Origin of the sequence: Psychromonas sp., from assembly GCF_047632995.1 — a bacterium.
Taxonomy (GTDB): Bacteria; Pseudomonadota; Gammaproteobacteria; order Enterobacterales; family Psychromonadaceae; genus Psychromonas.
In genome coordinates, this window is the sequence record NZ_JBLIEK010000055.1 from 1 (window position 1) to 23,829 (window position 23,829).

Genomic DNA, 23,829 nt, shown 5'->3' on the forward strand with positions numbered 1-23,829 from the left:
GGGCGTTAGCTGCTTCACTTCAACTAATTTGTTTAATTCGCGTAAAATACGGCTGCTCGGTTCGATAAACACAAAAGCGGCTTTAACCTTATGCGTTTTTGCCACCTCCTCACTGGGTGGCTGCACTACAGAAACGAGCATCCCGCCCGTTTTCAATAATGCCCAAGACTGATCCTGTACTTCGCCGCCCAGAGTATCAAGAATCAGATCGACCGGCTCAATCTGCTCGATTAAGGGGCCTTGAGTATAGTCAACCGCTTGATCCGCGCCAAGCTGGGTTAATAATGGCTGGTTAGCTGTTGATGCAGTCGCAATCACAGTTGCACCTTGTGCTTTCGCTATTTGTATCGCTAAATGGCCTACACCACCGGCACCTGCATGTATTAATACGCGCTGACCCGCTTGTAGTTGGCCCACATCCACTAAACATTGCCAAGCAGTAATACCCGCCAATGGTAGGGCGGCTGCTTGTGCAAAGTCTAATTTTGCTGATTTCAAAACGGCTTCTTCAGCCTTTACTGCGATATAGTCAGCATAGCTTCCATCGCGGCTAATATCGGGGCGACTAAAGACTTCATCCCCGACTTTAAAATCAGTTACCTCTGCGCCAACCTCACTGACTATGCCTGCGACATCCCAACCTAATGTAACGGGTAACTTATAAGGGATAAATTCCTGCAAATAGCCTTCGCGTATTTTCCAGTCAACAGGGTTAATTGACGCTGCTTTAACTTTAATTAAAATATCATCTGCATTTATTTTAGGTATATCAATCTGATCTAGTTGTAGAGTGTCAGTGCCGCCATATTGGTGAATTCGAACTGCGCGCATGATTTATTCCTTATAGTCATTGGGTAAATTTAATACTATAGACCTTAATATGAGCAAAGTATTTTTATACTGATTGCTGCATAGCAAGGTGTTTTAATCTTTTTATACTGTAAATAGAGTGGTTTTGAGCTATAAAGCGACACCGTTTACTGTCAACTTCACATCTATATTGCCATGGACTGCATTTGAATAAGGGCATACCTGATGAGCTGCGTGAACCAGCTCTACCGCTGCAGCTTGCTCTAGCTCCAGTTCAACTGATAACGCCACTGCCAGCACGAAACCATTATTTTCATTTGCGCCTATAGCCACTGTTGCTGTCGTTGGTGCCGATTTTATTGCATTTTTAGTTTCACGGGCCACATGCAAAACAGCATTAGAAAAACAAGCGGCATAACCTGCGGCAAACAGTTGCTCAGGGTTTGTGGCTTCTCCCGTTCCGCCCATCTCTTTTGGATAACTTAACGCAAGGTTCAATTTTTTATCGTCGCTTGTTACTTGTCCATTTCGGCCGGCATGTGCTGTTGCTGATGTTGTGTATAAAGCAGTCATAATTATTTCCCATTACAGATGAATGTTAATTGCGTGCATCTATATTGCGCACAACTTATTTTTAACTATGCTAATTGAGTTTTAAATACAAAGCAAGTATATTGTGCACAATCTTTCTTATCTTTGAGTTAAAAAAACATGACAAAAGCAGATCAAGTATCGAATCTCACGTTAGATAAACAAATTTGTTTCTCCTTGTACAGTGCTTCAAATGCGATGGGACGAGCTTATCAACCGCTACTGAAAAAGTTGGATTTAACTTACCTGCAATACATAGTGATGATGGTGTTGTGGCAATCTTCAACCTTAAATGTAAAAGAATTAGGCTGTAAAGTTCATTTAGATTCAGGCACCTTAACGCCTCTGTTGAAACGCTTAGAAGGTAAGGGGTTAATTACCCGCTCGCGCTGCAAAGAAGATGAGCGTGTACGAATAATTTCTTTATCTGATCAAGGCCGCAACTTGCGTCAACAAGCGGAGCAGGTTCCAAATGCGATGCTGTGTAAATCAAAAATGACCCTTGATGAATTAACTGCACTAAAACAAGCTTGCGATCTTTTATTTGCTAATTTAAATAATTAATCCGTCAAGGTTCAAATCGTTCAGCATAAGCTAGCTCCAGCAGCGCTGTGTTTGGTTATCTAATATCCGTTTACTGCGCTGTCTAAGGGGGCTCTACTTTATTTTTGTTAAGTAGATCAGGGTATAATGTTTTCCTTTTCTATAGTGTTTGAAAAGAGAATATGGATGTTCTGCTTTTTTGTTGTTAGTAAGCGCAAGTAACCATAATCTATCGAATATTGTGCCATTTAGCGTAGAGGTGCTCAGGATGTTTTCTTTCGAACAGATACATGTAATTATGCAAGCCCTCCCTGATCCCGTATTTATATTAACGCGCAGTGGTAAATATGCAGCGGTATTTGGCGGTACAGATTCACGCTATTACCACGATGGAAGCTTTTTAGTTGGTGCTTATATTCGCGATGTGCTCAATGAGCAGAAGGCTAACTGGTTTATGGCTGAAATTGAGCGAGCCCTAACGGATAAAAGACTTCAAGTTGTTGAATATGGATTGGCCGGAAGTGACGTAAAAAATTTGCACGAAGATGGTCCTTCTGAAGTTATTTGGTTTGAGGGCCGCGTTCAGGCTTTACAATTTAAAGTAGACGATGAAGATGCCGTATTATGGGTTGCAAGCAATATATCTGAGCGTCACGCGCTTGAACAGAGATTGCTCTCGCTCAGTGAGACGGATCAATTAACCGGTCTCTGGAACCGCCGCCATTTTGAATGTATCTCCGCGCAAGAGCTTAAACTCGCGCGGCGTAATCACTATCCCATCTCTTTATTAATGCTTGATATCGATCACTTTAAATTAATCAATGACACCCAAGGTCATGGAAGCGGAGATGCAGTGCTTATTGAGATTGCATCAATAATTACTGCGTGTATGCGGGAATCGGATACCATAACGCGGTGGGGCGGTGAGGAATTCACCGTTTTGATGCCCTATACCAAACTGAACGGTGCGCTTAAGAGCGCAGAAAAATTAAGGCTATCCATACAGCACCATTGTTTTTCATATGGTATTTCTGTGACCATTAGTGTTGGCGTTGCACAGTGGCGGCTGAAAAGTGAATCGGTCGAAAAATTGCTCTCAAGAGCAGACGAGGGCTTATATATTGCCAAGCGTAATGGCAGAAACCGGGTCGAGGTATCCCAAAATCGGTTACGCGAAGCAATTCATACACAAAGATAACTTATAAAACTCGCATAACCCGCTTATGAACAAGAGCTATGATCTTCCCTATCGTTGCCCTTAAGATGCGCTTCGGTGTCAATCTCCTTAGCAATATTGTTCACAGTGCAGCTAAATTCGTGGAAGATTTTAGTTGCACTGTGAGCTCGCTAAATGGCCACTGTTTACTATTATTGATTTTAATTCTCATTATATAAATATATGATAAGTCTCTAGGTAGAGTTAGATTAAATGGCTCTCATTGGTATTTATAACGGTTTTAGATTTATCTGTTAAAACCGGTGATTGCTAAAGAGCAGGAAACAGAAAATTAGCTAGTCGTTAATCAAATATTCTTTATTTGCAAAATATGTATTGATAGATCAAGGAATGAGCATGTATGAAATAAGAAAAGTAGTGGCAACGAGCATGCGATTTTTTTCCCCTCAATATTTTAAACATTTTATGGTTGCTCTTTTACTTGTCAGTTTTGCCATCCTCCTGCACATATGGCCATTGCAAGCTATCGGAAAAGCGAGCTCTTGGTTTGTTTTTTACCTAGCAGTCATTGTTGCAACGTTTTATGGCGGGGTTTCTACTGGGTTAATAGCAACCTTGCTGGCATCTCTAGCACTCATTTTTATCTGGCCACTATTTGCTGCGCATCCGTTAATAAATAACCTTTTCGATCTGTTTGATCTGCTTTTTTTTGTCATAATCTGTAGTTATATCTGTTATCTTCATTACCTTGTAAAACGTAGCCAACTACAGCTGAAAAAAGAACAATCAGCCCATCACACTGAGCTTCAATGTCAGAAAATCATGATAAAAGTGATTGATTCTATGCCCAATATGATAGGTTATTGGGATAAAGAGTTACGCTGCCAATTTGCTAATAATGCTTTTAGTGAATGGTTCTCTCAATCACCTAAAGATCTTATTGGGGTATCATTTAAGGAATTAACAGGAGAGAAGTTATATAACTTGAATGAGCCATATATTCAAGCTGTTTTAGCGGGTGAAGCGCAGCGCTTTGAGCGGACACTGAAAAAAGCAAATGGTAGTCTCAGTCATATCCTCGCGCACTATATCCCCGATTTTGATATTGACGGTTCTGTTAAAGGTTTTTCAATTCAAGCGACTGAAGTCACTGATTTAAAAGAAACGGAAGCAGAGCTAAAGTTAGCCGCTTGTGTTTTTGATGGTACCCTTGATGGTGTTTTGATAACCGATGTCAACGGAGTTATTTTGTCAGTTAATCCTGCCTTTAGTGATATTACCGGTTATAGCGCAGATGAAGTTATCGGCCTAACGCCTCGTATTCTTAAATCTTATCATCAAAATCAGGCGTTCTATACCTCAATGTGGGAAAGGATAACCACACAGGGGCAGTGGTCTGGCGAAATATGGAATCGCCGAAAAGATGGCGACCTTTTTTTAGAGCGAATGACTATTAGTATGGTGAAAGATGAGCAAGGTAGGCCGCTGCGCTATATCTCGGTATTTAGCGATATTACTGACCTTTGGCATAAAGATGAGCATCTAAAGCATTTAGCCTTTTATGATGCATTGACCGATTTGCCAAACCGAACGTTATTGATGGAACGCTTAGGCCAAAAAATAATTAATTGTGAACGTCAGCAGTGCATGCTAGCGGTGATGTTCCTTGACCTTGATGGGTTTAAGTTGATTAATGATACATTTGGCCACCATATTGGAGATGAGTTGCTTAAAGTGATATCGAAAAGACTGTTGGAATTAGTACGCCAGTCAGATGTTGTAGCCCGTTTAGGGGGCGATGAATTTGTTTTTGTTCTCCATGATCCCAAAGAAAAAGATGAAATAGTAGGTGTTGCAGAGCGGATTATAAGTTCGCTTAGCAAGCCGGTTGAAGTGTGTGGCAATCTCCTTGAAATAGGGGCATCTATTGGGATTTCAATGTTCCCCGATGATGGTGTTAAATCGATTGATTTGCTTAAAAAAGCAGATAGCGCCATGTATGTATCAAAAACATCGGATCGAAATTCTATTCATTTTTTCAAGTCTGAACTTAATCAAAAAGATTAACCAATAACTGCTTTAATTACAGCTCAACAATGGATCTTAGGTATATCGTGCCACTGCGTTGTGTATTGCGGTGTTAAAAATTGCCGGCGCATAGCCCACTTTTCATCGACACCTTGACTGGCTAATAGCGCGGTATCAGTACCGTATTTGTGATTAATATTATCCAGCACCTTCATTAATCGATTATCACTTTTAGGCTCACTAAACAGTTCAAATTGCTGGTTTAATTCGCTGCTCAAATTCAATAAACCGACGCCTACTTTGTAATATTGGATACCGGGTTGAAAAAGGGAATCAATATTATCGTTGATTGCTTTGATTAAATCAGAGGTGTTATTAGTCGCTTGGGTGAAGTGTTTAACTATCTTAAAACTACGTGGCTGTTCATCAAACGGGCTGTTTGCCGCAAACGCCATTAAGGTGCCAGATAGAGAGCCTTGTTGTCTTGCTTTAACGGCTGCAATTGCTGTGTGTTTAGCGAGTGCTTGTTGTAATGACGCGATTTCAATGATCCGTTGGCCAAAACTTCTTGTTGAAAATATTTGCTGTTTATCAGCGCGCGTTTCATCCCAGCCTTTGCACACTTCTCCATTTAGTTCTTTAATGGTTCGCTGCAGCTCAATATTAAAGTTCTGGCGAATTTCATGCGGGTTAAGCCGCACTAATTTAGAGACGCTATCAATCCCTTGCTCTAATAGCTTTTTAGCTGTTCTACGACCAATTCCCCAAACATCAGCAGGCGCTAACTGCTCAAATAGCGGTTGCCTTATTTGCGGGTTATCCAGCAAACAGACACCTTGGTGAGCAGGCCATTTTTTAGCAACATGATTAGCCAGCTTGGCTAAGGTTAATGTTGGTCCTAATCCTACGCAAACAGGCAAGCGCGTTTCTTTCCAAACAGCTTGACGTAACCTTTGTGCATGTTGGACAAGGCAGGGGATGCTTTGTTGGCAACCTGCAAAATCTAAGAAAGACTCATCGATAGAGTAGACATGTTGCACTGGCGCAAAGCGGCCAATAACTTGCATCATTTTACTGGAAAGATCGGCATACAGCTCATAGTTCGATGAACAGACAATCACGCCTATTTTATCGCATAGTAACTTGGCTTTAAAATAGGGCTGGAATTTTTTAATACCCAGTGCAATAGCTTGCTTGTTGGCTGCCACAATACAGCCATCGTTATTGGATAAAACAATAAGTGGCCTGCCACGCCATTGCGGACGAAATACCTGCTCAGCACTGCAATAAAATGAATTGGCATCGACCAGTGCAAACATTAAAGGGTGGACGCTAGCAGATGACTTTGACGGTGACAGCGAATAGAACGGATCACCACACCTTCAATCGTAAACTGATCATCTTGAGTGATCGCGACATCCTGATTTTTTTTATTCGCCGAAAGCAATAAACGTTGCTGTGTATCTATTATCTTGCAGATAAACTCACCATTAAAATTAGCCACGATAACGTCACGATTTTTGACTTGAACTTGCCGGTCAACGATTAAGATATCGCCATTAAAAATACCAATACCCTGCATCGAGTTGCCATCAGCCCGACCGATAAAGGAGGCACTAGGGTGATCAATTAATAAGGCATCTAGGCTTAAGGGCAGTTGTAAATAATCACTGGCAGGGCTTTCAAAGCCTGTAATGCCTGCACTTGCAGTTATCGGGATAAATTTCATAATAAACCACTGGTTAAATATACAGTTTAATTATAAGCGCAAAGCAATTTAAAGCAATAGTTCTTCAACATCAGTGCAGAACATTGGCATCGGCTGTATTATAAAGCCAATAAAGGAGCGGTCGGGAATAAGTTAACATTTTTAAGGAGTAGTTATGACAGAAGAACAACAAAACAATCCATTATACGGCCTTGAGTTAGATGATTTATTAACTGAATTAGTCGGATTTTATGGTTGGGATCTATTGGCCGTTGATCTGCGTTTTGACTGTTTTGCAAGCAATCCCAGCATAACGACAAGTGTGGAGTTTCTAAGTAATACTAAGTGGGCAAGAGAAAAGCTGGAAGCATTTTACTTATATCGTTTTAAAGGGATGCCTAGACCCCATGATGAGCAATATAAATTGCCGCCTCGAGAGCGTAGCTTTGCCGCTGGGATAGTGCCACGCGATGCGATGAAAGCGCAAGAGGACAGGTCAAAGGCCTCTGCAGGAGGTAAAAAAAGTTTTGAGCCTTACCATAAATCAAGTTGTGATAGAGGCTATTGTCCACCTAAGCGCAAGCCCTAAAATAGCCGGAATAGGGAATGTTTCCTGAGGCTAAACAGATCATCTAATTAATGGAATGGGTATCATAATGTTGTTGGCTGAATCAAAAAAGAGATCTGCAGGAGATTGCTGAATTTAGGCTTACAGTGAGCGCCTAGTAGTCACATTGATTATTAGTCGTATAATCATGTATTGTGATTTTACCCGCTATAATTTTAGCTTTTATATTATTCATTTTAGCTTCCATCTTAGGGGTGATTAATGCACGGTTATACTCATCTAAAGCCCAATCCACACCATTTTCTTTTAGGCCGCGGAGGTCGATGCCAGCAGTAAAGGTGCCTGCCTCTGCACTTTTGAATGCTTCATAGGTTGCCACACCGACAAGCTTGACCATAGATGTCAGCATTACACCTGGGTGTAAGTAATTTTGGTTTGAGTCAACGCCGATTGCATACTTGCCTGCATCTTCAGCTGCTTGGTAAACGCCCAGACCCGTACTGCCAGCAGCCGCGAATATAACATCAGCTCCTTTAGCGAATTGGCTTTGAGCTAACTCGCTACCACGCACAGGATTGGACCAAGCCGCAGTAGTCCAGCCAGTCATATCTTGAAGTACCTGGGTTTTTTTATTGATGTATTTAGCCCCTTGCTCATAACCACAAGCAAATTTATGAATAAGCGGGATATCCATACCGCCAACAAAGCCGATTATTTTATTTTTGGATTTCATAGCGGCTAAGGCACCAGCAAGGAATGAACCTTCCTGCTCTTTAAATATAAGGGATTTTACATTTGGTAAATCTACAACAGAATCAATAATAACGAATTGTGTCTGTGGATATTTTTTGGCGGTCTTTTCTAAGGTATTTGTGTACATAAAACCAACAGCAATAATCGGGCTATAACCACGTTCAGCTAAGCGTTCAAGGCCTTGTTCATGATTTATCTTACTGGTAGGTCTAAAATTACGTACTTTAATATTGCTCTCTTTCGAAAACTGCATTGCGCCATCTTCATAAACGGCCTGATTGAAGGATTTATCAAAGATGTCGGCTAAATCATATGCGACCGCAGGTTTGAAATTAGCTGCATTACTAATAAATGAATAGAGAGTTAATGACACTACCATCGCAATTCTAGTCATCATTTTTTCCATGAAAGTCCTTGCAGTTATATCATTCATAATGAGAATGATTAAGTAATGGTACGTAAATATCGGCTCATTATAAGGGGTAATTCTTGATCTTGATATCGAAATCAACTAAATGCCGTTAATAAACTACTTAAATTGTAAAGCGTATTATTCAGTAGGCAATATCTTTTTATTTTTTTCAGAGCTGAGTAGACTTTTCGGGGTATAGATCTCAATACTATTTGCAACTGTGAGTAAAAAACGAATTAGTTATTAATTGGAGAGTAAAACTGATTTTTAATTACCTAGCTGAATATCAGCGTTCTCTTTGCAGAGTTATTTATTTTAAACCGCAGGTTAGTGCACCCGCTATCAGTTTTTAAATCGGCTATTTTCCCCTGCTATTTAAAGGATAAGCACAGTTACTAACGAACTGGGAAGAAATGCATATGAAGGAAAAAAAGAGAATGGATCCGCAATTTATTTTTGTATATGGCACATTACGGCGCGGGGGAAACAGCAAAATGCACGGCCTGCTAGCCAGTTACAGCGAGTACCTATCCGCAGGAGAGGCACAAGGAATTCTTTATCTACTGGATGGCTATCCTGGGATGATTGAATCGAGCGAAATAACAGATAAAGTTTTCGGTGAGGTCTATAAAATAGGTGATAGCAGCAAATTACTTGCCCTGCTTGATGATTATGAGGAATGCTCAGACAAATTCCCGCTTCCCCACGAATATATTAGGAAACAGCTGCCTGTTAAATTGGTTAACGGAGCGCAACTGCTCGCATCGGTTTACCTGTTTAACCGCGATATCTCAAATCTAAAAGCCATTAAATCGGGTGATTATATACAATATAGCAGTGAGCAATAAGGTTGAAAATGGAAAAATAAAAAGCAGTTTTGTGAAGGTATATTTATAATGCGGCAAAAAAGTTAGGCTGGTCTAAGGCTGCAATGATTCAGATTGCGCTACCAATCCGCGTACCTCATCAGCACGTAAAGGCCGCACCAGACGCGCCACTTCTTTACCATTATGCAGCAGGATCAACGTCGGCCAAAACTTAACCTGGAATGCTCGCCCTAGTGCTTTACCTTTTCCATCATAAACCTTGATATGGGGCAGATTGGCATGCTCGTTCAGCACTTCCTGAACTGCAGGTCGCGCCGCCTGACAGTGCCCGCACCAAGGGGTGCCAAATTCGAGGATGGCGTCACCGAGTAACCCACTGACTTGTTCGAATGTCGTTGCTTCTTCGGTGTAATCCGGATTAAAACCCGTGCGTTTGCTTTTCATGCTATTTCCTTTTTACTATAGAATGGATAATAAACAGGCCTTAGTTATGATCAGTTTTTTCTCTGCTTATCACAAAATAATACCTGCCTAACACAACGATCAATATACCGCCCAGCATCAAAATAGCTGAATAAATCAATCGTGCTGTTATTGGTTCAAAAACAAAGAGTAGACCACCGACCGCAGCTATTACCGGAACCGATAGCTGAACCACTGCAGCCTCCGTTACGGACAGCCCGCTCAGCGCAACATACCAAATACTATAGCCGACTCCCGAAGCAAGCGCCCCTGATATTACTGCTAAAATAATCCCATCACTTGAAAGAGTCATGGTTGGCATAGTGGCAAGCGCTAGAATTGCGATCAATGGTATTGTGCGTTTAAAGTTACAAGCGGTGTCCCGTAATGGATGTTTTGAGCTTCGACCGATTAGTGAATAGATCCCCCAAGCCACACCGGAAATCACCATCAGAATAAAGCCAGATATACTGGGCGTTGTTACAGTTGGGTAGACTAAATAAACTAGCCCAATAAATGCCATGCTCATGCCTAACCATTCAGATATATGCAATCTGTTGCCATTGATCACACTGCTGATAATCATGGTTAATTGCACCGCACCAAATAACACTAGCGCCCCCGTACCTGTGTCCAAGGAAACATAGGCAAATGAAAAAGTTAGCGCATACAGAAATAACATTAAGGGTGACAGCCAACTTCCATCGCGGCTGGTCGATATAAGCGTTGAGTTGTGTGATTTGAAAGCAAAAATAACCACAAATATGGCGCTGCCAGATAAAAGTCGGAGTACAGTAAAACTCGCTGGATCAATGGCATCATCGCTGAGAGCCATTCGACACAATACGGAATTGGCAGCAAAGGCAATAAGTGCCGCTGTTGTGTAGCCTAATGTCTTGATCTTATGAGTAAATGTTATCGACAAACGATTATCTCCAGTTGCACATGACGAGACTTATCATGGTACAGCTTTAACTTCTGGTGGTATTTTTTATTTATCGTATACGGATGAAAAAGCGCATACGCAGTGTAGTGGTGCAGTGATTTTGGCTAGTGATGTATACCCGTTAGCAATCAAAATGCATTTGTCAGTCGCTAGCTCGGACACCAAGACAAGGCGCAACATGATGACCATTCGATCGATTGACTACGTTAATCCTTAAAGGGCTAGTCCTTAAAAAATGTTGCAACGCAGTATTGCCATTGTTTTATAAGAAACGAGCGCCCCGCAGGGCAATCAGTAAGGCAAACATCTTCGTTGTTATGAAGGCTCGATTTAACATATTAGATTTTCACCTTCACACCTTTTCACCTTTACACCTAGAGCCTGTTCACCTTACTATTTTTTGATTTTTGCAACTTGAATGATAACGGGTATAAATATCAGAGTCTGTGGCATAATATATTTACAGGAAAGGGCTGTATACACCCTCCATTGCTTGTGTGCCCTCATTTTAGTGCACCACAAAACATCCATGACTGTAATTTAATGATAAGAAGAACAAGATTAAGGGACTAATTTAAATGACAAAAAATAAACTTATCGCGATGCTGCTCGTTGCATTGTCCAGCCTGTGCATATCGGGGAAAATGGTTATGGCGTCGCCTGTTGCCTGGGATCAACAGCAGCAAGTCTGGCTCACTCAGCAATCAGAAAATTTTACTATCAGTTTTGTCGATGGTCATCAGCACAATGCGGCTCGAGCTTTAGATATCGCCGAGCAGGTGCACACTGAACTACTGCCATTTTTTAAAAGCGCCCCAAAGAATCGCACTGAAATAGTGTTGGTTGATGATTATGATTATTCTAACGGCTGGGCAACACCGTTCCCGTTTGCACAGATTCGCCTGATTATGAGTCAGCCTGATGATGTTAATTATTTAGAGAACTATGATGAGTGGCTGCATCTGTTAATTCGCCACGAATACGCCCATATTATGCAGATAGAATTAGCCGGAGGCGCGGTCAGCGCGCTGCGTAACGTCTTTGGGCGAAATATGTTTCTATTTCCACATGCTTTGACGCCGTCAGTGCTAATAGAGGGGCTGGCTGTTTATCTGGAAACCAATAAAGAATTAGGTTATGGCCGTTTGCAGGGCGCTAGCTATGCGATGCAGATGCGTATGCAGGTCGCTAGTGGAGAGCTGAAAGATCTGCAACAAGTGGCTGTTGCATCCCGTGAGTTGCCACTCGGTTCCCCGTATCTTTATGGTGCTTATTTTATTGAGTATCTTAGCGAGACTTATGGCGAAGATAAAGTACAGCTGTTTTTGCACAATTACAGTCGTAAACTATTGCCCTATTTTTTACTTAATCACTCTGCTGAACAGGTATTCGGTAAAGACTTTTTTATATTGTGGTCTGATTATCAGGCTTATTTAAATACTCGTTTTGCTAGCGAAATAGCCAGCCTTAAGCAGCGTGCCGTGGTCGGAGATGATTTAGATAAAAATCTGTTTCTGCAAGTGACCGCAACGGGTAATACTGGCTTGCTGGTTAACCGCAACAATGGAGAAGATCGGCCATTGATTGCGCAGCTTAATGTTGAAGAGAATAAAAATGCAGTCTGGCAATCGGTTGTCAGCAGCAAGGGAATAAGCGCACTTTCACAGCATCCAACTGCCGGGTTGGCTGCTTCTCGGAAAATAAGTTATGCCGATGGGCGCGTATTCAATGATCTGTTTGTATTTAAAAATGGCGACTGGACTCGTTTAACTGAGCGGCAGCGTTTTCAAAAGTTGCGTTGGCTGCCCAATGGTAAGCAACTGCTTGCCAGCCGCAAAGTTGATGGTCTGAGTGAATTGTGGCTGATTGGGGGGCAATCTGGCGATCCACAACAACGAATTTGGCAGGGCCAACAAGATGTGGTACTCGGGGCATTTGATCTAGCGCCAACTGGCGATTATCTGGTTGCGTCAGTTAAACGTCCGCAGCAGGGCTGGAATTTAGAACGTTTATCTCTTAATAGCGCCGATTTAAATTACCTGCAATGGCAGCCACTTACCGACAGTAAAGCGCTTGAGAACAGTCCGGTAATTTTAGCGGACGGGCGGATCATTTTCAGCGCCGATTACGAGGGTGTTTATAATATTTTTGTTTTGGATCAACAGAGTCGGGAGGTAACACAGTGGACGCGCGAAATTGGCGGTGCTTTTCAGCCTCAGTGGCAGGATGGTTTAGGTCTGGTTTATCAGGCGTATGCCAGTGACGGATATATTTTACGTAATATTGAGCAGCCACAATCGTTATCCGTTTTTACTGCTGAGAGCCATCAAGGGCGTTATGATTATCCGGATCCCGTAGCTGAAAAGACCGTTAAATCAGAAATAACAGACTATACCCCATGGTCAACATTACGGCCGCGAACATGGCTTCCTATTCTCGGGTTTGACGATACCAGCAGTAGAGCCGGGATCGTTTTTTACGGTGCGGATGCATTGGGACGTCATAATTACCAGATAGCAGCAGATTGGGATTTTAAAAATGATGTTGCTAATTATAACCTGAGCTATCAATATGATAATCGCTGGTTAGTGAGTGCGCAGCGAACCCACAGCTTTGTAACATTCACGGAAAATGGCTTACAAGATTATCGTATTCTTCAGGATGATCAATTCACTTTGCAGCGTAAAAATATGTTTGCGCTATGGGAAGATAATCTTCGCTTTCATGCAGGTATGGTATTGGATAAAGAGAGCCTTGTCTCACAACCTGATTTTAATTATACGCGCCCATACCGCGCATATAATGAGACGCTGGCAGGCTTGGCTGTGACCTTTGATAACCGTGAAAGGTACTTAAATGTTCCCGGTACCGGCTGGGGAAATTATGTTGATCTGGTGGTTGAAAGCAATGAACTATTTAACAGCGATTACAGTGGTCAAAAATACCAGGCGCAATGGTTGGGAACATTAGATCTGCCTGGCCGAACCACGCTAACTGCACGACTGGGGTTCGGTTATGCAGATGATGGCGCAAAAGCATTCCGATTGGGGGGGCATGATCTCACCGAGGAGGCGCTCTTGTTTGGTCGCGATAGCCAAGCCTTAAGAGGTTATGACGAGTCAGTGCAGCGAGGTCACCGTTATGCCACAGAGCGTCTGCAACTAAGTAGCTGGCTGGGACGTGTCGAGCGAAACTGGTCATTGTTTCCAGTCGGTTTAGGTGATATTTCCGGCGCGCTTTTTGTTGATTCCGGCGCGAGCTGGGATACGGGGCAAGATATAAAACAACTCACAGGTATTGGTGGCGAACTGACCGCAGAGCTTAAGTTGGGATATAAGATGACATTACCTGTTACCTTTGGTCTTGCGCAAGGATTGGATAGTGAAGAGGGGCAATTAAAGGGCTATTTGCGTATGCAGATGGGCTTCTAGCCGCGAGTCTTTGAACTTATCTCCGGCTGTGCTGGAGATAAGTTGATTAGACTATTAAAGCGCTCAGCGCCGTTTATTATCTCTGCCATAAAAATCCGACGAGGCATACAGTGGAGAAACTAAATTTTATTATCCGATAGCAGTAACTTTGCGCCTAATAAAATGAGCACCATACCCGTCATCCCCTCCATCCAACTTATCATTGCATTACTTTTAAATAATTTTTTAGCTGAATTAACGGCAACCGCTAAGCCGCATTGCCAGATCATGGCGATTAAAAAATGAATACCAGCCATGGTTAACGACTGCAAAACGGGTGAATAATTAAGATCGATAAATTGCGGCAAAAACGCTAAATAAAAAATCGCAGTTTTAGGATTGAGAACATTGGAGAGGAAACCTTCCCTGAGTGAACGCGGCGCGCTAAATCGACTCTGATTTGCCTCGCTTATCGCTATTTTATTATTACCTTTGTAGATAGAGTAAAGACCTGAAATGCCTAACCAGATTAGATAGGCCGCGCCAATCCATTTTACCCATTGAAAAAGTTCAGCCGATTGCAATAAAATAGCAGAGATGCCGAGCGCAGAAAACAGGGCATGCACAAACAACCCCGAACAGATTCCTAAACTGGTCACATACCCGTCAAGCTGTCCTGAGCGGCTACTATTACGGATAACCAGTGCAGTATCAAGACCCGGTGTTAATGTTAAAATGGTAATTGCGACCAAAAACGCTTCAAAGTTTAAAATGTGCATCACTACCACTCTTTATAAAATCAGTCTATTTATAGCAAAAAGCCAATGCTTGATCCAAACAATATTGGCTGTTAATTTAAAATCCTAATGGGATCGTTAGCGACTTACAATGTTTTTATTGATAACGGCCCAATCAGCGTAAATCCAGATTTAAAATATGTGTTGTATCCATGTTGATAAAATACAACTATCTACCTATCTGTCGTGATAAAATCTACAATGATATTTTTGAACAGGCTGAGAATTTCAATACAAATAAAGCGTTAAGCCGTTTTCGACAGCCTTGCTGTAAATCGTAATAATTCCAGAGAGAGAACATATGCCAGTAGATCATGAACAGAGCAATATACGCCTAACCCAATACAGTCATGGCGCAGGCTGCGGATGTAAAATTTCCCCGCAAGTATTAGACAGCATATTGCAGTCATCACTGCCTGATTTTAAAGATCCCAATCTATTGGTGGGCAATGAGAATAAAGACGATGCGGCGGTTTATGATCTTGGCAACGGCAGCTGCATTATCAGCACCACGGATTTTTTTATGCCGATTGTTGATGATCCCTTTGATTTTGGCCGTATTGCCGCAACCAATGCGATCAGTGATATTTATGCAATGGGCGGTAAACCTATTATGGCGATTGCAATTCTTGGCTGGCCGATTAATAAATTAGATCCTAGTATCGCCGCCCGCGTTATCGATGGCGGCAGAGCGGTTTGCCATGCAGCGGGGATCTCTTTGGCTGGTGGACACAGCATTGATGCACCGGAGCCTATTTTTGGCTTGGCGGTAACGGGAATAGTTGCGACAGATAAAGTGAAGCAAAATAGCCAGGCGCAAGCGGGCGATTTGCTGTTTTTGACTAAACCACTGGGTATCGGTATTTTAACCACAGCAGAAAAAAAGGGATTGTTACAGCCCGCTCACAAAAACTTGGCGCGCGATACTATGTGCCAGAGCAATAAAATAGGCGCTGATTTTGCTTATATTGAAGGTGTTAATGCGATGACCGATGTCACCGGTTTCGGCTTATTGGGTCACCTGAGCGAAATTTGTCATGGCAGTGGTTTATCCGCAGCACTGGATTTTACCGCAATTCCCACCTTAGAGGCGCTGCAAAGTTATATTGAACAGGGCTGTATACCCGGCGGATCACTGCGAAACTTTGCCAGCTACGGCCATCAGGTGTCGCCACTTAGCGAAATGCAGAAAACGATTTTATGCGATCCGCAAACCTCCGGCGGTTTACTTATCTCTGTTACCCGCGAGGCGGCCCCCTTGTTATTGGAAACAGCCAAAAATGGCGGCGTCAGCTTGTTTCAGGTAGGTGAAATGGATAACGCTAAAGCAGATCAACCCGTTATTAGTGTGCGCTAAAATGAATGAGTCAATAGAGATACAGAGCGAATCCGCATCACAACAGGATCATTCACAATTATATCGTGAATTGTTCCTCTCCAAGACCCCGTTTATTGACGTGAGAGCGCCTGTTGAGTTTGCGCAGGGTGCATTTCCCGGTAGCTGCAATTTACCCTTGATGACAGATAGCGAGCGCGCACAGGTCGGTACCTGCTATAAAAAAAGTGGTCAAGAGGCCGCTGTTTTACTCGGACATCAGTTAGTTGCATCGGATATAAAAAATCGCGTTAGCGCATGGGCGGAGTTTAAAAAGGCTAACCCAAGTGCTTGGCTGTACTGTTTTAGAGGGGGGATGCGCTCACGATTGTCAGCTCAATTTCTTAAAGATATCGGCGTTGATATTAATATTGTGCCGGGCGGTTATAAAGCGTTACGCCGTTTTCTTATTGAACAGATAGCGCAAGCGAGCACACAAAAGTTAACTATTATCGGCGGTAATACGGGCTGCGGTAAAACACTGTTAATTAAAGAACTGCGCAATGGTTTAGATCTTGAAGGGCGAGCCAATCACCGCGGCTCAAGTTTTGGTAAACAAGTGTCTGCGCAGCCGCGGCAGATTAGCTATGAAAATCAACTTGCCGTCGATATTATAAACCTCTCACAACAAAGCAGTTCATTGGTTATTGAAGATGAAAGCAAGGCAATCGGCCGTTTATATGTGCCCCTGCCTCTGTATGCTGGTATGCAGCAGGCTTCTATGGTGGTGGTGGATGATCCGCTGGCCATTCGTGAACAAAGACTGTGTGATGAATATTGTACTTTAATGAGTGAGCAATTTACGCAGACACTGGGCGCTGAGCTCGGCTGGAAAGCTTATCAGGAACACCTTGAGCACGGTCTTTACGGGATACGCAAACGTCTCGGCGCTGAAAAATTTAAGGCGCTCAGCAGCGTCTTGGATGCGGCGCTAAAACAGCAGCTAAGCAGCGGCAGTAGTGAAGGGCACCTTAACTGGATTGCCCCGATTCTGCGAGACTACTACGATCCTATGTATCAATATCAACTTTCTAAAAAGGCGGATAGAATAAAATTCAGCGGTACCTTCGATGAAGTCAAAGAATGGTTAACAGTTAATGCAAAATAGAGCCGCCTGAGTGGGGCTTAAGTAAAAACTCACGTGCTTATGCAGATGACTCAGGTAAGCTTTAGCATCTAATAAGCGACTGCTTTTGGGGCGCGGACTTTAGTCCGCCTTTTTCATAAGTGGACTGAAAAAAGGATGCGCAGAGCTTATCCGCTTATGACATCGAACTGTCGTTCAATTACTTCGGGTTTTCTGCCCTTCGCCTTTCAGGCCATTGTCGTAAACTCCAATGTTCAAGTTTGTTCTTGACAAATTTGTCGCTCCACGGCCCAAGTTCATTAAGTAAAAGGCAAGTTATGTTTCTCTTACCTTATTTAAGTGCATAAGCGTAAAAATTATTGCCTGATAACTTGACTAGGCATGTTAAAATAAAAATCTGTGTGGCGCTATTAGTGCGCTACCTGCTAATTAAATTGATAAGAAGTCTAAATATGAGCTCACCTTCCCTAATCGAAGAATTAATGCAAGCCTTGCAGTTTTTGCCAAGTGTTGGCCCTAAATCTGCGCAGCGTATGGTCTATCATCTGCTCGATAAAAATCGCCAAGGCGCATTGAAATTGAGTAATGTACTAGAGCGTGCGGTTAATGAGATAGGCCATTGCCAGCAATGCCGTACCTTTACCGAACGTGATTGTTGTGAAATTTGCAGCAATGAGAAACGTAAAGAGAGCGGCATGATTTGCGTCGTGGAAATGCCTGTCGATGTGTTGGCGGTAGAGCAAACTGCACTTTTCTCGGGTACTTATTTCGTCTTAATGGGCCATCTTTCGCCGCTCGACGGTATCGGCCCCGATCAATTGGGTCTCTCCCTGCTTGAAAAACAGATAAGTACAGGGAATATTACTGAAATTATCTTAGCCACAAATCCGACGGTCGAAGGAGAAGCTACCGCTTATTATATTGCCAGCATAGCTAAAAAATATGCCATTAAAGTCACCCGTATTGCCCATGGTGTGCCGGTGGGCGGGGAGCTGGAGTATGTCGATAGCACCACTCTGTCACATTCGTTTACAGGTCGCTCTACTATTTAATTGCGGTATTCAAGCCATTAAAAAAGGGCTTTAAATAAAGCCCTTTTTTATTCACTATGGTTTGATAATAACTCTATCTTGGCATCGATTTATTGGTGGTAAACTTCACCACTTTCTTCGCGCCCGTTTTCCCCCTATCTAATGCAACCGGTTTGTTGCTGCCCAGTTTTGCCTTTGCAGAGCCTGTCTTAGCAGCTTTATTGCCGGCAGCACTTTTCTTAAACTGCGCTGAGCCGGTATGCCGGGTAACTGCGCTCTGCGTGGGTTTATTGTTGGTTGTAAATTTAGTCTGCGTGACAATACCCTGCGCCTCATTACGCGATTCTGGCGGCACCAGATGGTTTGGACCTTTACCAATGAGTTTGCGTGCAAGCCCTAATTTCTTCAATGTTTCACGAATCAGCGGCCAATTTTCCGGCGCATGGTAACGTAATATGGCTTTGTGTAGTTTACGCTGACGTCCGCCTTTTGCGGTGAACACTTCTTCACTCTCTTTAGATATTTTATGGAGAGGATTTTTCCCTGTATGGTACATAGTGGTCGCATTCGCCAGCGGTGACGGATAGAAATTCTGCACCTGATCCAATTTAAAATTATTGCTCTTTAACCACAGTGCCAGATTGATCATATCCTGATCGGTGGTGCCCGGATGTGCGGAGATAAAGTAGGGGATCAGATACTGTTTTTTGCCCGCCGCTTTAGAGTATTTTTCAAACATCTCTTTAAATACTTCATAACTGCTCATGGTCGGCTTCATCATCTTATCTAATGGGCCTTTTTCAGTATGCTCAGGGGCTATTTTAAGGTAACCGCCCACATGGTGTTCAACCAGCTCTTTCACATAACGCGGATCTTCTACCGCTATGTCATAACGCACACCGGAAGCAATTAATATCTTTTTAATACCGGAGAGCTTACGAGCACGGCGGTACAGGTTGATAGTATGCTCATGGTCGGTATTCATATGATGGCAGATATCCGGGAAGACGCAGCTTAAGCGGCGGCAGGTCTGCTCAGCCTTCGGACTTTTACATTTAAGACGGTACATATTGGCTGTCGGGCCGCCTAAATCAGAAATAACACCGGTAAAGCCGGGGACGCTATCGCGAATTGTTTCTATCTCTTTAATAATCGAATCTTCAGAGCGGCTTTGTATCACCCGACCTTCATGTTCTGTTATTGAGCAGAATGTACAGCCACCGAAGCAGCCACGCATAATATTAATCGAAAACTTGATCATATCGTAAGCGGGGATTTTTGCCTCGCCATATGAGGGGTGCGGCACACGTTGATAAGGGAGACCAAAAACACTATCTATCTCTTCTGTGGTGAGCGGATAGGCGGGTGGATTGATCCACACCAGACGTTCACCGTGATATTGTGCCAAGGCGCGTGCACAGCCCGGATTTGTTTCCTGATGCATAATACGCGAGGCATGTGCATATGAGACTTTATCTTGACTGACTTTTTCAAAACTCGGCAGCTGAATATAGGTGTTTTCCCACGGTTTTTTCTTGGCAGGACGATACTGCTCCGGCTGAATAGTAATAACCTCAGTCGGATCTTCATTGAGCGACTGATCTGCCAGTTTTTGCGTCGCACAGGCAACATTAATATCGGCGTAAGGGTTAATAATAGGATCTATCTTGCCCAGTTGGTCGACCTTGCGTGAATCAATCCCATCCCAATTTGGCAGCGCTTCTTTGGTTAACACAGCCGTACCGCGGATATCCTGCATCTCTTTGATCTGCTCACCCTGTGAGAGGCGATAAGCCACTTCCAGCAGCGGGCGCTCGGCATTGCCGTATAAAAGAATATCCGCTTTCGCATCGAGAATAACCGAGCGGCGTACTTTATCTGACCAGTAATCATAATGCGCAATACGGCGTAAACTGGCTTCAATACCGCCGATTACAACCGGCACGCTTTTATAGGCTTCTTTACAGCGCTGAGTATAAACAAGCACCGCGCGATCCGGGCGTTTACCACCTTCATTGTCTGGCGTATAGGCATCATCATGGCGCATGCGCCGTTCAGCGGTATAACGGTTGATCATAGAATCCATATTTCCGGCAGAAACACCAAAGAACAGATTCGGTTTACCAAGGGCCATAAAGGCATCTTTATTGTGCCATTCGGGCTGTGCAATAATACCGACGCGGTAACCTTGTGCTTCAAGTGTACGGCCAATCACTGCCATACCGAAACTCGGGTGATCGACATAGGCATCACCGACAACTAAGATAATATCGCAACTGTCCCAGCCGAGTTTTTTCATCTCTTGACGCGACATTGGCAAAAACGGCGCAGCTTTTTCAGACCTTGCTTGGAATTTTGGATAGGAGAAAAGGGGTCTTTCAGCTTGCAGTAAATCAATACTCATTATTTTTGCCTAACTTGCTTTGTGTGGTGTAATGTGATCGGGGATTCTAGCATAACTGCAGGGTTTTCTTAACCGCGAACTTTATGTGGATTTATACGGCGGGTAAGCGATTGAAGTTAAGTTATAAAAAACAACTTAACTTCAATTGTATTTTTTATGAAACGACAAGCGGATCGGCCAGTTTTCCGATTAACTGTGAACTTTCAACTTTAACGTTATTAAGCATCACATCAATAACATCGCCAAGCTGCAGTTCGGTCTGCTCTGCGATAATCACTCTGCCTAATTCACTATTACAGTCGATAAGCTTGGCATCTTTACTCTCTTTACAAAGCAGACTGCAGGGAATAAAGAAGGTCGCGCCATTTTCCTGCACTCTGACACGAAGACCCGCTTTAACAATATCAAATATCTCTGCTTTGTAACGCCATTGAGACTGTTCTTGGCTTTTAAGATACTGACTGTACAGTTGATTATTAACATCCCGCTCGGCAAGACGTTGTGACTTACGTTTTTCATTAAGTAAGATACCTATATCTTTATCAATATCGATACTCTTCTCATTTAATAAAATAGATTTGATTAAACGATGGTTAAGCAGATCGCCATATTTACGAATTGGCGAGGTCCAGGTCGCGTAATGTGGCACGCCGATCGTGAAATGCGCTTCAGGGCTGCTTTTTGTATCAGCATAAGTCAGCAGCTTACGTAATCTATGATCCAGATAAGCGTTGTGTAGCGCGCCAGTTTGCTGACGAATTTTTGTATAACCGGCCAGTGTTGCCAATGATTCAACATCCGTCTCTATACCGTAGTCAGCAAGCAGTGACACCGCTTTTTGCAGACGGTCGGAAGCGAAGCCTGAATGAGTATTAAACACGCCTTGCTGTTTATGTTTAGCCAAATAATCACCCGCGCAAATATTTGCCGCAATCATTGATTCTTCGACCAGGCGGTTTGCACTGCGTCTTGGCTCGCATAATATTTCGTAAACCTCACCTTTGTTATTTAGCTTTAAGGTGTAATCAGGTTGACTCTTAAAGACCACATTATTATCACTGCGCCACTGTAATCGTTTTATCGATGCGTTATTTAACGTTTGTAATTGCTCGGCCAGTTGCTGGTTAGGTTTCCATAAATCGGCGGTCAACTCTTCGTTTTCCAGATAATTGGAAACATCCGTATAGTTAAGGCGATAATAGGATTTGATCCACGCCGCGTAGAAGGCAGGTTCACCCTCTATCTTGCCGTCACTGTTAATTTGCATGGAGCAACATAGGGTGGCTCGTTTTTCCCCCTCTTTTAATGAACAAAGACTGTCACTTAAATCACGCGGCAGCATAGGCACGTTAAAGTTGGGCAGATAAAGAGTAAAAGCGCGTCGTTTCGCTTCTTTATCCATCTCACTGTTTTCAGGTACATAAGCAGAGGGATCGGAAATGGCAACGGTTAACTTCCAGCCATTGTCATTTTCTTCGATATAAAGTGCATCATCCATATCTTGGGTGTTAGCACCGTCAATGGTGAAAAAAGGTAATTTAGTTAAATCAGCACGTTCAAGAGAGGGGTCGATAACTTGCCAAGGGTGATCAAATTCAGGCGCTTTATCGGGTAGATTATGGGTCGCAACAGTGATCAGACGATATGCGAACAGATCGTTGGCATCGGCTACTTTTTCAATGACTTGCGTTAAAAAACCATTACTTTCTAATGCATGGCTTAATAATTTAACTTTGACCCAGTCGCCATCTTTGTATCCTTGTGCCGCCAGAGCTTGCCCACCCTTAATTTTAAAGAAGCCTTTAAGAAGCGGATTGTTTGGCTGTATTGAGATACGCTGATTCTGAATGATTAGGCGGGCGATAAAGATATCTGTGCCTGTTTTATTTAACCGGTTTGGTTCGGCTGTTGATTTGTCGCCATTCTCGCGTATATAGGCATTAATACGATCCCCGTGCAGCACTTTTTTCATCTGATTGGGCGGAATAAAAAATCGTTTGCCCTTATCCGTTTCTAAAAAACCGTAACCGCGCTCGGTCGCCTTAACAACCCCCTGACGTTTAGGGGTATTTTCTTGAATTTGTTCTTTTAATTGATTAAGCAATGGATTGTTTTGAAACATAAAAATAAAACCTTAAAATAAATGCACTGCTCAAACGATTAAAGAATGGCTAGAGTAGGTGCAAATATAATGGGGATTGGCTGTTAATAAAAGGAAAAATTTACTTAAATCATTAAATTTAAAATAAATGGCAAAAGATGCTTGGCTTTTTAGGTAAACTTGTTTAATATGCGCCTCGTTCCGGAGGGGTGGCAGAGCGGCTGAATGCACTGGTCTTGAAAACCAGCGAGGGTTTATAGCTCTCCGAGAGTTCAAATCTCTCCTCCTCCGCCACATTATCGAAAAAACCCACTGCTTGCAGTGGGTTTTTTTGTTTCTGCTTAGTAATAAACAATATGATGAGAGCTAAATCTCTCCTGCTCTCCATTTCGCTTAGATTTTTAAATTTTGTATACCACCCGCAGTTAAACCTCGGCAGCCCTTTCATTGCCCGTTTTCTAGTAATATCATGCTAACTAAACATATCAACTATCATTCAATTTCCGTGATCATATCTCTGCTTAATTCCCATCAGATAAGAAACACTTACCAGTAAAGATAAAAAGATTTGGATTTAATTACCAAATGGTGTCATTCCTCTATTTTATCAGCGGATAGGTATCACCCTGTAGGTTATATTTTGGGAGGATAAATTTCACTTATAAATTAATAGGTTATGATCTTTTTTTAAAATGGGACAAGTATCACGTTAACACCTTTATCAAATCAATAATTTACTAAACTGTTACTTAAAATGTTGATTTGATGAGGCTAAGTAGATATTGTCCTGATGATTTAA

General features: G+C 42.7%; 19 protein-coding genes and 1 tRNA gene. 10 read left to right on the top strand and 10 right to left on the bottom strand.

Annotated elements, in window-relative coordinates:
* On the bottom strand, positions 1-831 hold an 831-nt coding region (locus tag ACJAT7_RS10695), incomplete at its 3' end, for an NADP-dependent oxidoreductase (protein ID WP_415226790.1).
* A 129-nt stretch (positions 832-960) separates the two neighbouring features.
* Complete coding sequence (locus ACJAT7_RS10700) at positions 961-1,383, bottom strand: organic hydroperoxide resistance protein (RefSeq protein ID WP_415226791.1); 423 nt, start codon at positions 1,381-1,383, stop codon at positions 961-963.
* A 138-nt stretch (positions 1,384-1,521) separates the two neighbouring features.
* Here ACJAT7_RS10700 and ACJAT7_RS10705 point away from each other — a divergent pair, with 138 nt between their 5' ends.
* The 3 genes from ACJAT7_RS10705 to ACJAT7_RS10715 all read left to right on the top strand — a co-directional run bounded on the left by ACJAT7_RS10705 (position 1,522) and on the right by ACJAT7_RS10715 (position 5,188).
* On the top strand, positions 1,522-1,965 hold the full coding sequence (locus tag ACJAT7_RS10705; protein ID WP_415226792.1) for a MarR family winged helix-turn-helix transcriptional regulator: 444 nt from the start codon (positions 1,522-1,524) through the stop codon (positions 1,963-1,965).
* Between the two features lie 247 nt (positions 1,966-2,212).
* A complete protein-coding gene (locus ACJAT7_RS10710; RefSeq protein ID WP_415226793.1) occupies positions 2,213-3,142 on the top strand; it encodes a GGDEF domain-containing protein in 930 nt (309 codons plus the stop codon).
* Positions 3,143-3,517: 375 nt separating this feature from the next.
* Positions 3,518-5,188, top strand: a complete 1,671-nt coding sequence (locus ACJAT7_RS10715; RefSeq protein WP_415226794.1) for a diguanylate cyclase domain-containing protein — start codon at positions 3,518-3,520, stop codon at positions 5,186-5,188.
* Between the two features lie 23 nt (positions 5,189-5,211).
* Here ACJAT7_RS10715 and ACJAT7_RS10720 read toward each other — a convergent pair whose 3' ends face one another.
* Together ACJAT7_RS10720 and ACJAT7_RS10725 are read right to left on the bottom strand one after the other, a co-directional pair.
* Positions 5,212-6,468: a Y-family DNA polymerase gene (locus tag ACJAT7_RS10720; RefSeq protein ID WP_415226795.1), complete on the bottom strand. Its 1,257-nt coding sequence runs from the start codon at positions 6,466-6,468 to the stop codon at positions 5,212-5,214.
* The gene (locus ACJAT7_RS10725) at positions 6,468-6,878 is read right to left on the bottom strand and encodes a LexA family protein (protein ID WP_415226796.1); all 411 of its coding nucleotides are present in this window, start codon (positions 6,876-6,878) and stop codon (positions 6,468-6,470) included. The genes ACJAT7_RS10720 and ACJAT7_RS10725 overlap by 1 nt, the downstream gene beginning before the upstream one ends.
* Before the next feature lie 154 nt (positions 6,879-7,032).
* Between ACJAT7_RS10725 and ACJAT7_RS10730 the strand changes: the two genes are divergently transcribed.
* Complete coding sequence (locus ACJAT7_RS10730) at positions 7,033-7,446, top strand: VF530 family DNA-binding protein (RefSeq protein ID WP_415226797.1); 414 nt, start codon at positions 7,033-7,035, stop codon at positions 7,444-7,446.
* Between the two features lie 133 nt (positions 7,447-7,579).
* On the opposite strand, the gene ACJAT7_RS10735 is transcribed toward ACJAT7_RS10730, so the two are convergent.
* Complete coding sequence (locus ACJAT7_RS10735; RefSeq protein ID WP_415226808.1) at positions 7,580-8,584, bottom strand: BMP family lipoprotein; 1,005 nt, start codon at positions 8,582-8,584, stop codon at positions 7,580-7,582.
* 425 nt (positions 8,585-9,009) lie between these two features.
* Here ACJAT7_RS10735 and ACJAT7_RS10740 point away from each other — a divergent pair, with 425 nt between their 5' ends.
* Positions 9,010-9,438 carry a gamma-glutamylcyclotransferase family protein gene (locus ACJAT7_RS10740; RefSeq protein ID WP_415226798.1) on the top strand — a complete coding sequence of 143 codons (429 nt, stop codon included), beginning with the start codon at positions 9,010-9,012 and terminating at the stop codon, positions 9,436-9,438.
* Between the two features lie 72 nt (positions 9,439-9,510).
* Here ACJAT7_RS10740 and ACJAT7_RS10745 read toward each other — a convergent pair whose 3' ends face one another.
* Entirely contained in the window at positions 9,511-9,861 is a 351-nt protein-coding gene (locus ACJAT7_RS10745; RefSeq protein WP_415226799.1) for a thioredoxin family protein, read from the bottom strand.
* A 40-nt stretch (positions 9,862-9,901) separates the two neighbouring features.
* Positions 9,902-10,804, bottom strand: coding sequence for a DMT family transporter (locus ACJAT7_RS10750; RefSeq protein ID WP_415226800.1), 903 nt, complete (start codon positions 10,802-10,804; stop codon positions 9,902-9,904).
* 599 nt (positions 10,805-11,403) lie between these two features.
* Here ACJAT7_RS10750 and ACJAT7_RS10755 point away from each other — a divergent pair.
* Positions 11,404-14,256, top strand: coding sequence for a hypothetical protein (locus ACJAT7_RS10755; RefSeq protein ID WP_415226801.1), 2,853 nt, complete (start codon positions 11,404-11,406; stop codon positions 14,254-14,256).
* 119 nt (positions 14,257-14,375) lie between these two features.
* Here ACJAT7_RS10755 and ACJAT7_RS10760 read toward each other — a convergent pair whose 3' ends face one another.
* Positions 14,376-15,014 (bottom strand): LysE family translocator, encoded by a 639-nt coding sequence (locus ACJAT7_RS10760; RefSeq protein WP_415226802.1) that lies wholly within the window; start codon positions 15,012-15,014, stop codon positions 14,376-14,378.
* A 319-nt stretch (positions 15,015-15,333) separates the two neighbouring features.
* Between ACJAT7_RS10760 and selD the strand changes: the two genes are divergently transcribed.
* From selD to recR, 3 genes are all read left to right on the top strand, one after another.
* Entirely contained in the window at positions 15,334-16,389 is a 1,056-nt protein-coding gene (gene selD, locus ACJAT7_RS10765; RefSeq protein ID WP_415226803.1) for a selenide, water dikinase SelD, read from the top strand.
* A gap of 1 nt (position 16,390) precedes the next feature.
* Positions 16,391-17,515: a tRNA 2-selenouridine(34) synthase MnmH gene (gene mnmH / locus ACJAT7_RS10770; RefSeq protein ID WP_415226804.1), complete on the top strand. Its 1,125-nt coding sequence runs from the start codon at positions 16,391-16,393 to the stop codon at positions 17,513-17,515.
* Positions 17,516-17,946: 431 nt separating this feature from the next.
* Positions 17,947-18,546: a recombination mediator RecR gene (gene recR / locus ACJAT7_RS10775; RefSeq protein ID WP_415226805.1), complete on the top strand. Its 600-nt coding sequence runs from the start codon at positions 17,947-17,949 to the stop codon at positions 18,544-18,546.
* Between the two features lie 73 nt (positions 18,547-18,619).
* On the opposite strand, the gene ACJAT7_RS10780 is transcribed toward recR, so the two are convergent.
* Together ACJAT7_RS10780 and ACJAT7_RS10785 are read right to left on the bottom strand one after the other, a co-directional pair.
* Positions 18,620-20,929, bottom strand: coding sequence for a YgiQ family radical SAM protein (locus ACJAT7_RS10780; RefSeq protein WP_415226806.1), 2,310 nt, complete (start codon positions 20,927-20,929; stop codon positions 18,620-18,622).
* A gap of 154 nt (positions 20,930-21,083) precedes the next feature.
* Positions 21,084-23,051 (bottom strand): exoribonuclease II, encoded by a 1,968-nt coding sequence (locus ACJAT7_RS10785; protein WP_415226807.1) that lies wholly within the window; start codon positions 23,049-23,051, stop codon positions 21,084-21,086.
* Between the two features lie 182 nt (positions 23,052-23,233).
* On the opposite strand from ACJAT7_RS10785, the gene ACJAT7_RS10790 reads away from it, so the two are divergent.
* A tRNA-Ser gene (locus ACJAT7_RS10790) sits at positions 23,234-23,324 on the top strand.
* The last annotated feature ends 505 nt before the right edge of the window (positions 23,325-23,829 follow it).